The sequence below is a fragment of the Terrabacter aerolatus genome, from assembly GCF_007991735.1.
Taxonomy (GTDB): Bacteria; Actinomycetota; Actinomycetes; order Actinomycetales; family Dermatophilaceae; genus Terrabacter; species Terrabacter aerolatus.
In genome coordinates, this window is the sequence record NZ_BJYX01000016.1 from 22,281 (window position 1) to 36,338 (window position 14,058).

The window sequence follows — 14,058 nt, forward strand, 5'->3', positions numbered from 1 at the left end:
CGAAGGCATGCAGGGGGGAACGCACGCAGCAGTCACGCTCATCGTCGTCACGTGGAACAGCGGGGCCCATGTCGTGGACCTGTTGTCGTCGTTGGACGCTGGCCTCGAAGGGACACCGAACTGGCGGATCCTCGTCGTCGACAACGATTCTCGTGACGACACGGTCGATCTCGTCGCCGCACACCGTCCCGATGCGAAGGTCATCGGTACGGGATGCAACGCCGGCTACGCGGCAGCTGTGAACGTCGGCGTAGCGGCCTCCGAAGCAGGCAGTGCGGTCGTCGTGCTCAACCCCGATGTCGCACTGGGGCAGGGCTGCGTCACGAAGCTGCTCGCCGCGCTCGAGGAGCCCGGTACCGGCATCGCCGTCCCCCGGCAGATGGCACCGGACGGAGCGCTCCAGCGGAGCCTGCGACATGAGCCCACGGTCAGACGGGCATGGGGAGAGGCGGTGCTCGGGGGCAACCGGGCCGAACGCTTTCCCGCGTGGTGCGAGGTCGTCGGCAACCGAACCGTGTACGCGCACGACTGCGAGACCACATGGGCCACGGGCTCCGTGATGGCCGTGTCGCGGGAGTGCCTCGAGGTGGTGGGCCCCTGGGACGAGCGCTTCTTCCTCTATTCCGAGGAGACCGATTTCTGCCTCCGCAGCCGCGACGCAGGGTATGCCGTGCGGTACGTGTCGGATGCGGTGTGCACGCACCGAGGCGGCGAGTCGCACGCCTCCCCCGCCCTGTGGAGCCTGCTCGTGGTCAATCGCCTCAGGTTGTTCCGGGCCAGGTCCGGGCCGGTGCGCGGCGCAGCCTTCCACGCGGCGCTCCTCGCCGGCGAGGGTGCCCGTGCCGCCGTCGGCCGACAGCGGTCGCGCGCGTCCTTCCGGGCGCTGTGCACGGGCTCACGTGCGGCCGGCCACATCATCGCCACCCTGCAACAGACGCAGCCTGCGGCGACAGAAGCGAGTGGCGCGCGATGACCGTGACAGCTGCCCTGCGGGCATCGGTCGTCATCCCCGCCCACGACGAGGCGTCGGTGATCCAGCGCCTTCTCGACGAGCTCACGAGCGGCACAAGGCCTTCCGATGAAACGACGCCCCTCGATCTCGAGATCGTGGTCGCGTGCAACGGCTGCTCGGACGGGACGGCACGTCTCGTGCGAGAGCGCTACCCCGATGTCGCAGTGGTCGAGACGCCGGTGGCGAGCAAGGCGATCGCACTCGACCTCGGCGATCGCACCGCGACGACGTTTCCCCGGCTCTACGTCGACGCCGACGTCTACATCGACCGCCGCTCGGTTGCCGACCTGGTGCGAGCGGTCAACCGCCCCGGAGTGCTTGCCGCGGCGCCCGAGCGAGTGCTCGAACTCGACGGGTCCGACGTGCTCGTGAGGTGGTACCACGCCGTCTGGGAACTGCTCCCAGCCGTCCGGACGGGCCTCTACGGTCGGGGCGTGATCGTGGTGAGTCGCGAGGGACATGGCCACGTCTCCCAACGTCAGGACGTCATGGGCGATGACCTGCTCGTCCACCACTCGTTCACTCCGGAGGAGCGTGTGATCGTCTCCACGGCGACGTCCCACGTGTGGGCCCCGACGCGTGTCCAGTACCTCGTCCGCCGCCGGACTCGCGGCGCTTACGGGAATCACCAGCTGGCGAGCCTGCTCGGAAAGGAGACCACGACGGGACGAGAATCCTTTGCGTTCGTCACCGACCTGCTCATCGCCGAGCCGTCGATGTTCCCGAAGGTCGTCACGTTCGTCGCCGTCACCGGCTGGTGCCGTCTGGCGGCGTTGCGGGCGCGACGCAGCAAGGGCGGTGTCGCGTGGCTCCGCGACGACAGCAGCCGCCTGAGAACGGAGCATTGATGGCCCCGACGGCCAACGTCGCGACGAGCACCCTTGTCGCGCACGGCACCAAGTTGACCGCACTGGCTCAGATCGCCACCCAGGGCAGTCGCCTGCTGACCAACATCGTCCTCGCTCGTCTCCTCGTCCCCGACGACTTCGGCGTCGTCGCGATCGCCCTCGTCATCACGATGCTCATGGACCAGTTCAAGGATGCCGGAACCGGCTCGGCGCTCATCCAGCAGGAGACGATCAGCGACTCGCTGACCAATGCCGTCTTCCGGCTGAACATCGCGATCGGCCTGGTGATGACGCTGGCCGTCTTCTTCCTTGCCGCCCCACTCAGCAGCCTCCTCGGGAGCACGTCGGCGACCCCGTTCCTGCAGGCGATGTCGTCGGTCGTGATCATCGGCTCCCTGGGCCACGTCCACAACTCGCTGCTCCGACGTGAGCTGCGGTTCGGGGACGCCGCATGGGTCACGACGATCTCGGCGCTGACCAATGCCGTGGTCGCCATCGGCGCCGCCCTGATCGGTATGGGCGCCTGGGCCCTTGTCCTCGGGGCCGTCACCAGCACGGCCGCCGGAACCGTCACGTCGTGGCGGCTGAGCCGTTGGCGGCCGTCGCGGTCGGCGGACTACCGCAGCCTGCGCGGCATCATGGGTTACAGCCTCAACCTCTTCGGCTCCAACCTGATGTACTTCGCGTTCACCCAGGCCGACAAGGTCCTGATCAGCCGAGCGCTCGGCACCGCTCCGCTCGGTGCTTATGCCTTGGCGCAGCGTACGGTCATGAACCCCATGCAGTCGGTCGGCAGCGTCGTCAGCGAGGTCGTCTTCCCGGCCTTCTCACGCCGCCAGGACGACAACGCGGCCGTCGCGGCAGGCTTTCGCCGGATGAGCAGGGTCGTGGCGCTCGTGACCTTTCCGGCCATGGCGGGGATGGCCGCGGTCGCGGATCCCCTGGTGCCGGTGCTCTTCGGTGAGCAGTGGCGCGACCTGATCCCCCTCGTCTGGGTCCTCGGACCGCTGGCCGCCGTCATGTCGGTGACCTCCAACTCCAGCCAGCTCCTGATGGCGAAGGGCCAGACGCGGTGGATCTTGCGGTGGGGAATCCTCTACGGCGTTCTCGTCATCGGCGCCGAGATCGTCGGCCTGCGCTGGGGCGTGGTCGGCGTCGCCTCGGCGTACGCACTCAGCACCCTGGTTCTGACCCCCTTCGGACTCGCACTCGCCTTCCACTTCATCGACCTGCGCCTGCGAACGTTCCTGCGCGACCTCGTCGTCCAGGCCGCGCTCACCATCGCCATGGTCGGGGCCGTCGTCGCGTCCAACACGCTGACCCGAGGAGCGGGCTGGTCCGACATCGCCGTACTGGCGACGGGGATGGCCGTCGGGACGGTCACGTATGTCGGGCTCGTTGCCCTGGTCAGACCTCCGGCGCTCCCTGAGGCGATCGCGGCCCTGAAGTCCCGACGACCGACATGAGCGGCACCGGTCCCGACACGGAGATTCATGGTCGGGTCGAGGTGTCGGTCATCGTTCCTGTCTTCAACGCCGCTGCCCACATCGCGGAGCAGCTCGAGGCCCTTGCTCGTCAGACTTTTCCCGGTCGATGGGAGGTCGTCCTCGCCGACAACGGGTCCACCGACGCCTCGATGGACATCGCCAGATGCCGCGAGGACGTGCTCGACCTGCGCATCGTCGACGCCTCTGATCGCGGGGGCCCGGGTCACGCCCGGAACGTCGGGGCCGCGGCAGCCCGCGGCGAGTGGCTCGCCTTCTGCGATGCCGACGACGTCGTCGAGCCCGGGTGGCTCGCCGCACTGCATGCCAGCCGTGGGCACGCTGACCTCGTTGCCGGTGCGATTCGGGTCGACACCCTCAACACGCCGGCCATGGCGCACGCCCGGGGAGGTGCGGCGCTCGTCGACCGCCTGCCCGATGGACCTGCTGGCTTTCTGCCGTACGCACCGTCGGGCAACCTGCTCGTAAGACGTGAGCTGTTCCAGCAGCTCGGCGGATGGGACGAGACTCTCCGGCACTGCGAGGACGTGGACTTCTCGTGGCGCGCGCAGCTGGCCGGGCACACCCTCGCCGTCGCCCCCGGTGCGGTCCTGCACTACCGCTTCCGCGGCACCCCCCTCGGCGTCTACCACCAGACCCGCCGCTACAAGGCGGCGGAGGCCGTGCTCTACCGACGCTTCCGCGGCGCCGGGGCACGCCGTCGCCCGGCACGGCGTGCCCTGCGAACCGTGTGGTGGCTGCTGTCCCGGAGCCCCTACGTCGTCCTCGGGGAGGAGCGACGCTACCTCTGGTTCACGCTTCTGGGCGAAGCCGTCGGCCACGTCGAGGGAAGCGTCGACCAACGCGTCCTCTACCTCTAGGCGGTGGCCACAGAGACCCGGACAGCCGCGCTCACGCACACCGAACCGCGACCGACAACCACCAGGAGGACAGATGACACTCGTCTCGATCGGCCTGCCCGTCTACAACGGGGAGAAGTACCTCTCGGAGGCGCTGTCGTCCGCCGTGGCACAGACGCACCAGCCCTTGGAGATCGTCGTCAGTGACAACGGGTCCACCGACGCGACCGAGGAGATCTGCCGCGAGTTCGCCGCGACGTACGAGCAGGTCCGCTACCACCGGCACGAGGTGAACCGAGGTGCCGCCTTCAACCACAACTACGTCGTGCACCAGGCCAAGGGCGAGTACTTCCGCTGGTACTCGTACGACGACCGCCTCGATCCGGCCTGCATCTCGGCCTGCGTGGGGGCGCTCGACGCCGACCCGGGCGCGGTGCTGGCTTGGCCCCAGACCTATGTCATCGACGAAACCGGCGAGGTGACCTCGGAGTACCGCAACGACCTCGCTGCCCCGGAGGGGCCGGCGAGCGTCCGCTTGAGCTCGCTGCTCGGACGGCCGACGCACGAGAGCCTCCTGCACATGTGCTACCCGATCTACGGCCTCATGCGCACGGAGGTCCTGCGTTCGACCCGGTTGTTGCAGAACATCAACGCCGGAGACGACGTGCTGCTCGTCGAGCTCGCGCTGCGGGGACGGTGGGTGCACGTTCCGGAGCGGCTCTTCTACAACCGCCGACACGCCGAGTCATCGGTGCCGGGTCGGACCCCCGAGCAGATCGCGGCGTGGTTCGACCCGGCACGCGGCACGGCATTCCCCATGCCGCAGTCGGCCCTGCTGCGAGGGTACCTGCGGGCCATCGCGGAGGCCTCCCTCCCGACGGAGGAGCGGCTCCGGTGCCTGCGAGTGGTTGCGGGGTGGGTTGCCGCGGAGCGTCGCTGGCGAGTCATCGGAGGAGAGGTCCGGATCCGAGGCGAGCAGCGCGTGCGACGGCTCCTCTGAGTAGGAGCCGCGGCCGCGCCCACGCCGTCTCGGAGCCGTCTCGGAGCCGTCCCGGCCCCACCGGGCCGCTCAGAGCGCCACGATCCCGGGGTGGATCCCGAGCCCCCGCAGCTCCAGACGGATCTCCTCGAGGTAGACCGGGTTCATCACCACGACCAGGTCGGGCGCGCTCCCCACCAGTTCCCCCGGACCGACGATCCGCTGACCGGTACCCGGCATGAAGTGTCCGTGCTTGTGCGGGTTGATGTCGACGACCCGACTGATCCCCGAGATGCCCGCCAGGTGCGCCAAGAACCCTGCTGGCTTCGACCCGGAGCCCCAGAGGACCACATCGCGACCGCGTCGGACCTCTTGGCCGACGATCCCGCGCCAGTGGGCCACTGCCCCGTCCACCTGCTCGGTGAATCGAGTTGCAGCGCGCTCCAGCCCCTCGACCCACTCATGTGAAGGCTCGAGGATTGGCACATCGCCGACGCGCGCGGTGATGAGGACGTACTGGGCGCCGTACACGACGTCCACCGACTCGACACGGAACCCGCATCGCTCGAACAGCGCCCGCAGCGAGTCGCCTGTGAAATAGCCACAGTGCTCGTAGTAGACGTCCCAGAAGGCGCCCTCGTGGAGGATGCGCCACGTGTCCGGGACCTCGACCAGGACGCGGCCCGGGGGCCCGCCACCTGCCGTCAGCGCGGTGCGTACGGCCGTGAGCAGGGAGACGGGATCCGCCACGTGCTCCAGGACGTGGCGCATGACGACACCGCGGCAGTCCGCCGGCAGCTGGGATCCCGGCCCGAAGGTCTCGGCGCGCCACTCGACGGCCCCTCCGGAGTCGTCGCCGACACGATCGAGGCGGAGTGTGGGGTCCAGGGCCACGACTCGAGCTGCCCCGGCACCGACCAACAGTCGACTGAATTCGCCACGACCACAACCGATTTCGACGAGACAGCCACCCTGCGCTCGTGCGTCCGCGACCCAGCGGCGCGCGAGGTCTTCGGCGTATCGTCGGAACGTGCCCGAGAACGCCTGGGAGTCCTCGAAGGCCGCTGCGCGATCGGCGAGGCCCTGGTCGAACGCCCGGTTGGCGAGATGCCCGCACCACGTACACAACCGCAGGTCGATCTCTCCAGTAGCGATGGACAGAGCCTCCTGCCGCGTCGCGAGGAGCACGGTGCTGCTGGCCGGAACCGACGTGAGCCGGTGGACGGGTGTGCCTCCAGGCCTGCCGCACACAAGGCAGACGTCGCGCGTCCGCGAGCGCGTCCCACCGTCCGGGCCCACGGTGGAGTCCTGCCGTGGCGTCACCGCTGCGACGGGGGTGGCGGCCCGGGGAGCAGCCGGGTCAGGCCTCGGGTTCGGCACCCGGTGTCCCACCCACGGTGAGCAGTGCCTTGTCGACGAAGAACGCCTCGGCGTAGGCCGACCTGCACTCGACGCCGCGGACCCGCATGAGGCCGAGGAACAGCTCCTCGCCCCACCAGTCGCGCTCGGTCTGTGACGGGTAGGCGGTGGCGAGCAGCTCGACCTTCCGCCGCGCCACCTCTGGCGTGACCGGGACGTAGTGGGTCGGCCGACCGAGGTCTCCGTCCCATTTCGGGATCTCGTAACGCAGGACCAGGGCGTCGCGCCACACCGTGGTGACCAGGGAACCGAGGAGCCGGTGATCCTGATGGGCGTCATCCACCCGGGGCGCGAGGATGAGGTCGGGGCGCACTCTCGTCGCCACGGACTCCAGGATCGCCTTCACCTCGGCCCAGTGGGCGGGCAGCCGTCCGTCAGGCAGCGAATGGGTCACGAGCTCCTCGAGGGAGCCCCCGAGGAACAGCTCCGCCGCCCGCGCCGCCTCCTCGTGCCGCTCCGCGGTACCGGACAGCACGACGTTGTGCACCCGCGCCCGTCGCGTGGCAGCGAGCTCCAACAGCGTCGCCCCACAGCCGATCTCGATGTCATCGGGATGGGCTGCGATACACAGGACCCGAAGGGGTCCGTGGGGCAGCGACAAGGGAACCATCACGACGACGTGGCGTCGAGCGATCCCACCGACTCCGGGTGCTTCCAGAGCATCCACGGCCCCTGACCCGCCCGGTGGAGTTCCTCGAGGTAGGTGCGTTCCTTGAGCGTGTCCATCGGCGCCCAGAAACCTCGGTACGGGATGGCCATCATGCGTCCATCCGCCGCCGACCGCGCACACCCGTGCCCCACGAGGTCCTCACCTTCGTCTATGTAGTCGAAGATCTCCTGTCGGAGGGTGAAGAACCCTCCGTTGATCCAGAGCGGTAGATCGGCGGCGGACTGGAAACCCTTGACCTGCCCGGTCTCCTCGTCGACGTGGACGACGTGGAAGGACGCCTGGGGCTTGACCGCCAGCAAAGACCCGACCGCGTCGCTCGCCTTGAAGCGGTCGACCACGTGGTCCAGCGGCGCGTTCGTCAACACATCGCCGTAGTTGGCAAGGAACATCTCGTCACCCTCGAGATACGGCCTTGCTCTGCGGAGCCGCTCGCCGATCTCGGTGCGGTCGCCGGTGTCGATGAACGTGATCTTCCAGTCGCTCGTATCCGTGTCGAGCAGCTCGATGTCGCGTCCCCCGTCGCGGAACACGAAGTCGTTCGAGCCGGTCTCCTCGTAGTGCAGGAAGTAGTCCTTGACCGCCTGAGCTCCATAGCCGAGGCACAGGATGAACTCCGTGTGACCGAAGTACGCGTAGTAGCGCATGATGTGCCACAGCACGGGGCGGTCACCGATGGGCGTCATGGGTTTCGGGGCCGACTCGGACCCTGACCGCATCCGCATTCCGTACCCACCGCAGAACAGCACCACCTTCATCGTCCGCTCCTTCAGAAGATCTCGAGGTGTGGCAACGGAACGACGAGCTGGGCACCCCACTCGCGTGTGTACGCGAGTTGCTCGGCGATCTCGGTGCGAAGGTTCCAGGGCAGGATGAGGATGTAGTCCGGCCGCTCCTGCTCGAGCCGCTCGGGCGCGTGGATCGGGATTCGTGTACCGGGCAACAGCATCCCCTGCTTCATCGGGTTGCGATCGACGGTGAAGCGGAGCTGGTCGGTCCGGACACCACAGTGGTTGAGCAGGGTGTTCCCCTTGCCCGGCGCGCCGTATCCCGCGACCGTGGCGCCCTTGCGGGAGCACTCCACGAGGAACTCCACCAGGTCATTGCGTGCAGCCGCTACGGCCTCGGAGAACCCGATATGGCCTTCGAGCGTGTGCAACCCGGCCTCTGCCTCCGCTGCGAGAACCTCGGCGACCCGCTCGCTCGGCGCATCCGCGCTCTCGATCGGCATCGACCACGTCCGGAGCGATCCACCGTGAGTGGTCAACTCCTCGACGTCGACGACCCGGAGTCCAGCAGCCTCCAGGACGCATTGGGTGGTCAGCAGCGAGAGATAGGAGAAGTGCTCGTGGTAGATGGTGTCGTACTCCCGCCCCTCGATCAGGCGCAGGAGGTGCGGGATCTCGATGGTCAGCGTGCCGTCGTCGGCCAGCAGAGCCCGCAGCCCCTTGGCGAAGTCGACGATGTCGGGAACGTGGGCGAAGACGTTGTTGGCCACCACGAGGTCGGCCTGTCCGTGGGTGGTCGCGAACTCCCTGCCGGTGCGCTCGCCGAGAAAGGCGACGGTGGTGTCGATCCCCTTGGCGCGCGCTGCCTCGGCGACGTTGGCGGCGGGCTCGATGCCCGCCGAGCGAATACCTGCGGCCACTGCGTGCTGCAGGAGGTAGCCGTCGTTGCTCGCGACCTCGACGATGAAGGAGCTACCGTCCAGGGACAGCCGCTTCCGTGCCAGGTCGACGTAGTCCTTGGCGTGTTGCACCCAAGAGGTGCTGTACGACGAGAAGTAGGCGTAGTCGGTGAAGATGTCCTCCGCGGCCACGTAGGTCGGAAGCTGGACGAGCAGACACTCCTCGCAGACCCGGACGTGCAGCGGGTAGAACATCTCACCGGCGTCAGCCGCCTCGCCGGCCACGTAGCTCTCGCACGGTGGCGACATCCCGAGGTCGACGAAGGTGACGGTCAGCTCGTGGCCGCAGAGACGGCACTGTGGCGTGCTCACGCGTGACTCACTCCAACCGTGTCGAGGTGCAGGTCGGGAGACATCACGCCGAGTTCCATGAGCTGGCGCACCCGTTCGAGGCGGACGAAGCGTGGCCCCTCGAAGTCCTCCACGGACAGTCCGCGCTGACTCATGTCGGTCGCGAGCTCCCTGATGCCTTTGTCGATCGACCACTGCGGGTCGAAGTCGAGGACGTCGTGGATCTTGGAGAAGTCCACGCGGTAGTCGCGAACGTCTGCACCGGCACCCTCGGCGAAGGTGACCCCGCAACCCATGATCGCCGAGACCTGGTTCGCGATGTCACGAACCTGGACGACGTCGCGGTCGACGCCAACGTTGAACGCCTCGTCGTGGACCTTCTCGCGGGGCGCCTGCAGCGCGGCGAGCACAGCACGTGAGATGTCCTCGATGTGTACGAGAGGTCGCCAGGGCGAGCCATCGCTTTGAAGCCGCACCTCACCGCGACAGAACGCTGTGCCGGTGAGGTTGTTGACGACGATGTCGGCGCGCAGCCGCGGCGAGGAGCCGTAAGCCGTCGCGTTGCGCATGTACGTCGGGCTGAAGTCGTCGTCGGCGAGGGCCGACAGTCCCTGTTCCGCGCGGACCTTGCTCTCCCCGTAGGGCGTGACGGGTTGGAACGCTGCGTCCTCGGCGAGCGCCACCGAGCCTCCCGAGCCGTACAACGAGCACGAGGAGGCGAAGACGAAACGGCCCACGCCGGCCGCCTTGGCGGCCCTGGCGACGTGGAGGGTTCCCTCGGTGTTGATGCCGAAGGTGACTCCGGGGTCCAGATGCCCGATCGGGTCGTTGGAGATCGCCGCGAGGTGGATGACGGCATCGAATCCCTCGAGCATGCCCGGCGTCACGTCCCGGACGTCCGCGGTGAGGCTGGTGCCGACATCCGGCATCGACCCGAAGTCGCAGCCGTCGTACCAGCCGGCGTCGAGGCCGACGACCTCGTGTCCGGCCCGCCGGAGGAACGGGGCGAGAACGGTCCCGATGTACCCCCGGTCCCCTGTGACAAGGATCCGCATCATGATGTCTCCCCTTCCCCGGTGACGGTCGGACGGACAGGTCGCACCCAGGCCTCACGGAAGAACGCATAGTCCTTGCGCGGGCACAGGTAGTGGTACTCGCCGCCGCAGACCACTCCGTCGAGGATGAGGCTCGGCGTCCTGGTCGTGAGCATTCGCCCGGTCTTCTCGTCGATCAGTCGTTCCACGCGCTTGACCACCTGGGCGCGCTGGCCGCAGTAGCGCAGCATCTCGCGGTCGAACCAGAGACCGCGGTTGCGCTGGTTGGTGTCGAGCTCGTCCATGACCTGCGACCTGCTCTTGATCTCCACCCAGTCACCCGGCTGCAGGTCGAGGGACACCAGGTCCGGCTTGTCCGCTCGCCCCCGGACGACCGGCAGCTCCTCCCCGCCACGAATCTGGGCCCAGCCGGGCAGCCGGTGCCGAGAGAACCGCTGGTAGCGGTCGAGGAACGCGATACCCATGGCCTTGAGCACGAGCGGCAGGGGTGCGTTCCTCGTTCTGATGTCCGTGACCCAGTGACGCATCCCCGTTCGCGGCCGGCTGGCATCGAGGAGCTGTGTGGCTTGGCAGCGGTAGTGGGCGTCGTCCTGCATCGTGTGCTCCGCGAGGACGGCTTGCGCGTCCGTGACCGCACGGCCCTGCGCACCGTGGCCGGCGTCGGAGACAACGGTCACGTCAGCCGCCTCGCGGCCGGTGCCACGCTGACCCGGGTTTACGGGGACGCCCTCCGGAGCAACCCGCTCCAGCCACTCCTCTTTGAAGAACAGGAGGCAGCCGGCCTGGCAGCCGCCGTGGGCCGACCCGTCGCAGCGCAGGCCCTCGAGGTGGACGGTGTCGGACATCTCGCGGCTGCAGCCCGTGATGTTGATGGTGTCGCAGGTCTTGTCGGCCCGGGCTGACACCGTGAAATCGCCGCCACAGAATCGAAGCATCTCCGGCATGAACGGAAGCCGGTCGGCGTCCCCGTGCTCGTCGAGCGTCGCCATGATGTCGCGGACCGGACGGATGCGGACCCGGTCCCCGCGACGTAGCTGCCTGCCGCCTGCACCGTCGGCAGGTGACTCGGATGTGTGCATGAATGGCCCCCCATTTGCGTCGAAAAGGTGCAGGTCGTCCGCAACGAGACATGACCCCCACCCACCACCTGCCCCATCAAGAGGCCCGCGGACGACGTCAACGTACCGCCGGGGCCGAGGCGGCGTGGTCGGAACCTGCAATTCGGCCGGGCGGGCCCCTCCCGGAACCCCGGCCCTGCGTCGGCACCTCAGGACTCTTCCGATTTCGTCCACGACCGTCCAGAACGCGAGGTACCGTCGAAATCGCCAGACCGGCGTTCGTGGCAAAGGGGTGGAGTGTGGATGCGTTCGACGTCCTCAAGGTGTGTCTGAGGCGCTGGTATGTCGGCGTACCCATCGTCCTGTTGGCTGCCGTGGTGGGAGTCGGACTCTCACAGGACCGCACGGTCGAGTACTCGGGCAGCTCGAGCATCGCGCTGATCTACGAGGCTTCCCCGGCGTCCAAGGCAAGTCCGGACAGCCCGATCTCTCGGAATCCGCTTGCAGGCAACGGTGGTTCGCTCCTGTATGAAGCCGTGTTGGCCGATCTCAACTCGCCGAGGACACAGCTCGAGCTCGCGGGTGACACCACCTCAGGCGTGCCCCAGACCGAGGCCTCGAACGGCTCCCGGTTCTCGGCATACGTCGTTCCGGACAAGCAGTCGATCACCGTCACTGCGTACGGCACGGACGCCAAGGCCGTTCGTGCGACTGTCGACCGCGTCATCGCCGCGACCGCCAAGAAGACGACCGAGATCCAGGACCGCGCCGGCGTGCCGAGGGATGGGCAGTTCACGACCTTCCTGACGATCGGGACTGAGCTGAGCATGCTGCCACCGGCCTCCGCGTCGAAACTCATCGCGGCGGTCGTGGGGGTCGGGATCCTCGCCGCTGCCGCACTGTCGATCCTCGTCGACCGGTTGATGACGCGTCGGCGCAAGTCACGCAAGCCAGCGTCCAGGCACGCTGCCACGGCTGCGGACGCCGAGGGGATCCCCACGGGGAACGCATCGGCGCCTTCTGTCACGGACCCACAGGATGAGACGCCTCAGCCGGCTCCGATCGTTGCCACCGCACCCTCCAACGTCGCCGAGGTCGCCGAGCCCACCGAGCCCACCGAGCCCACCGGTGCGGGGGGCGACGACATCTGGGAGACCGCCTCCGCGGCTAGCGGCGGGTCCTCGCGCACCTGACCATGCGACGAGTCTTGCACTGGGGGGTCATCGGACTCGCGCTGACCGTGTCGCTCATCATCCTCACGATGCTGGTGCAGGAGCGCGTGACCGTCACGTCCGCGATGACCGTCGGGGCCATGTCCCTGCTGCTGGCGGCGGCCGTGATCGGCGGTTTCGGCGTCGTCGATCGAAGCCCCGCAGCCGTTCTGACGCTGGTCTTCTTCGTCCTCTACCTCGTCCCCGAGAACTATGTCCTCGTCGGACCGCTCAAGTCGGTCGGCAACCCCGCCCTGCTCGGTGGCTTGGCGGCGCTGACCCTGTGGGGCGCCGGGCGGGTGCTGGCTCTGATCGTTGCGCGTCCGAGCCACCCGATCCGGTGGACGATCTTCGGCTACGTTGTGGTCTCGGGCGTCTCTTTGGCAGCCGCGATGATGCGGCCGGTCACCGCAGCGGAGGCCGCTGGCTCGACCCGGGCGATCTTCCCGCTCCTGGCGATGATCGGGATCGCCATTCTCGCGTGCGACGGCTTGGCCAGCGTCGGTGAGGTGAGCAAGGTGCTTCAGCGCATCGTCTGGGTCGGCGGCGGAGCCGCCCTCATCGGCATCATGGAGTTCTTCAGCGCCAGCTTCAACTACCGGACCGTGATGAAGGTCCCGATCTTCACGACGAACACGGAGATCATCAACGGACAGCGTTCGGGCTTCCAGCGTGTCGACGGGGCTGCGGCGCACCCGATCGAGTATGCCGTCGCCCTCGCGGCCCTCGTCCCCCTCGCCGTCCACTTCGCGATCCACGGCAAGACCCGCCGGGCCAGACATACGAGCATCGCGTCCCTCGCGCTCATCCTCGCGGTGGTCCCGATGACCGTCTCACGATCAGGCATCCTCGCCATCGTCGTCGGCCTGGTCGTGTACGGGGCGACGTTGGCGCCTCGCATGCGTTTCAACTTTGCCGTGCTCGGGGTCGCCGGCCTGCTGGCTTTCAGCTTCGTCGTCCCGGGCCTGCTGGGCACGATCCGGAGCCTCATCACGGTCGGCAGCGCAGACCCGAGCATCTCGGGGCGGACGGAGGACTACGCCAAGATTCCTTCGCTGCTCGACGGCCACTGGATCTTCGGCAGAGGTCTGGGCACCTTCCAACCCCTGCAGTACTTCTACCTCGACAACCAGTACCTCGGGTCGCTGATCGAAGGCGGCCTGCTCGTCCTGACCGCTCTCATCCTGCTCTACATCGCGGGCATGGGATGCGCCAGGGGCGCCAGGCGCCGGCTCACCGACGTGCATGAACGGAGCCTCTGCCAGGCCATGCTCGCCAGCGTCGCTGCGCTCGCGGCATCGTCCGGCACCTACGACGAGCTGAGTTTCTACCAGACCGGCTTCCTGCTCTTCCTGCTGCTCGGGTGCATCGGCGCCGTGTGGTCGTATGCGAAGGATCGAACCGCCGCGTCGGTCGGACCCCGTGCTCCGCAGAGCTCGGCGGATCGCCCGACCGAGGTCCTGAGCCGGATCCCGGCGTGACATCAG

Annotated in this window: 13 protein-coding genes; 7 read left to right on the forward strand and 6 right to left on the reverse strand. The window is 68.2% G+C overall.

Features of this window, described 5'->3' with window-relative positions:
• The first annotated feature begins 7 nt into the window (after positions 1–7).
• From TAE01_RS14335 to TAE01_RS14355, 5 genes are all read left to right on the forward strand, one after another.
• Complete coding sequence (locus tag TAE01_RS14335) at positions 8–973, forward strand: glycosyltransferase (RefSeq protein ID WP_147067570.1); 966 nt, start codon at positions 8–10, stop codon at positions 971–973.
• Positions 970–1,860 (forward strand): glycosyltransferase family 2 protein, encoded by an 891-nt coding sequence (locus tag TAE01_RS14340; RefSeq protein WP_147067502.1) that lies wholly within the window; start codon positions 970–972, stop codon positions 1,858–1,860. The genes TAE01_RS14335 and TAE01_RS14340 overlap by 4 nt, the downstream gene beginning before the upstream one ends.
• Positions 1,860–3,326 (forward strand): lipopolysaccharide biosynthesis protein, encoded by a 1,467-nt coding sequence (locus TAE01_RS14345; protein WP_147067503.1) that lies wholly within the window; start codon positions 1,860–1,862, stop codon positions 3,324–3,326. Before TAE01_RS14340 ends, TAE01_RS14345 begins: the two co-directional genes overlap by 1 nt.
• Positions 3,323–4,225: a glycosyltransferase family 2 protein gene (locus TAE01_RS14350; RefSeq protein WP_147067504.1), complete on the forward strand. Its 903-nt coding sequence runs from the start codon at positions 3,323–3,325 to the stop codon at positions 4,223–4,225. The genes TAE01_RS14345 and TAE01_RS14350 overlap by 4 nt, the downstream gene beginning before the upstream one ends.
• Before the next feature lie 73 nt (positions 4,226–4,298).
• Entirely contained in the window at positions 4,299–5,204 is a 906-nt protein-coding gene (locus tag TAE01_RS14355) for a glycosyltransferase family 2 protein (protein ID WP_147067505.1), read from the forward strand.
• A gap of 69 nt (positions 5,205–5,273) precedes the next feature.
• On the opposite strand, the gene TAE01_RS14360 is transcribed toward TAE01_RS14355, so the two are convergent.
• The 6 genes from TAE01_RS14360 to TAE01_RS14385 form a co-directional block, all read right to left on the reverse strand.
• Complete coding sequence (locus tag TAE01_RS14360; protein WP_186815216.1) at positions 5,274–6,371, reverse strand: class I SAM-dependent methyltransferase; 1,098 nt, start codon at positions 6,369–6,371, stop codon at positions 5,274–5,276.
• 172 nt (positions 6,372–6,543) lie between these two features.
• Positions 6,544–7,212: a PIG-L deacetylase family protein gene (locus TAE01_RS14365; protein WP_147067571.1), complete on the reverse strand. Its 669-nt coding sequence runs from the start codon at positions 7,210–7,212 to the stop codon at positions 6,544–6,546.
• Positions 7,212–8,027 carry a sugar phosphate nucleotidyltransferase gene (locus tag TAE01_RS14370; protein ID WP_147067507.1) on the reverse strand — a complete coding sequence of 272 codons (816 nt, stop codon included), beginning with the start codon at positions 8,025–8,027 and terminating at the stop codon, positions 7,212–7,214. The genes TAE01_RS14365 and TAE01_RS14370 overlap by 1 nt, the downstream gene beginning before the upstream one ends.
• Before the next feature lie 11 nt (positions 8,028–8,038).
• Positions 8,039–9,268: a class I SAM-dependent methyltransferase gene (locus TAE01_RS14375; RefSeq protein WP_147067508.1), complete on the reverse strand. Its 1,230-nt coding sequence runs from the start codon at positions 9,266–9,268 to the stop codon at positions 8,039–8,041.
• A complete protein-coding gene (locus tag TAE01_RS14380; protein ID WP_222594138.1) occupies positions 9,265–10,305 on the reverse strand; it encodes an NAD-dependent epimerase/dehydratase family protein in 1,041 nt (346 codons plus the stop codon). Before TAE01_RS14380 ends, TAE01_RS14375 begins: the two co-directional genes overlap by 4 nt.
• Positions 10,302–11,291 carry a hypothetical protein gene (locus TAE01_RS14385; protein ID WP_222594139.1) on the reverse strand — a complete coding sequence of 330 codons (990 nt, stop codon included), beginning with the start codon at positions 11,289–11,291 and terminating at the stop codon, positions 10,302–10,304. Before TAE01_RS14385 ends, TAE01_RS14380 begins: the two co-directional genes overlap by 4 nt.
• A 368-nt stretch (positions 11,292–11,659) precedes the next feature.
• On the opposite strand from TAE01_RS14385, the gene TAE01_RS14390 reads away from it, so the two are divergent.
• Both TAE01_RS14390 and TAE01_RS14395 read left to right on the forward strand, forming a co-directional pair.
• Positions 11,660–12,553 carry a hypothetical protein gene (locus TAE01_RS14390; RefSeq protein ID WP_147067509.1) on the forward strand — a complete coding sequence of 298 codons (894 nt, stop codon included), beginning with the start codon at positions 11,660–11,662 and terminating at the stop codon, positions 12,551–12,553.
• 2 nt (positions 12,554–12,555) lie between these two features.
• Entirely contained in the window at positions 12,556–14,052 is a 1,497-nt protein-coding gene (locus TAE01_RS14395) for an O-antigen ligase family protein (protein ID WP_147067510.1), read from the forward strand.
• Positions 14,053–14,058 lie beyond the last annotated feature (6 nt).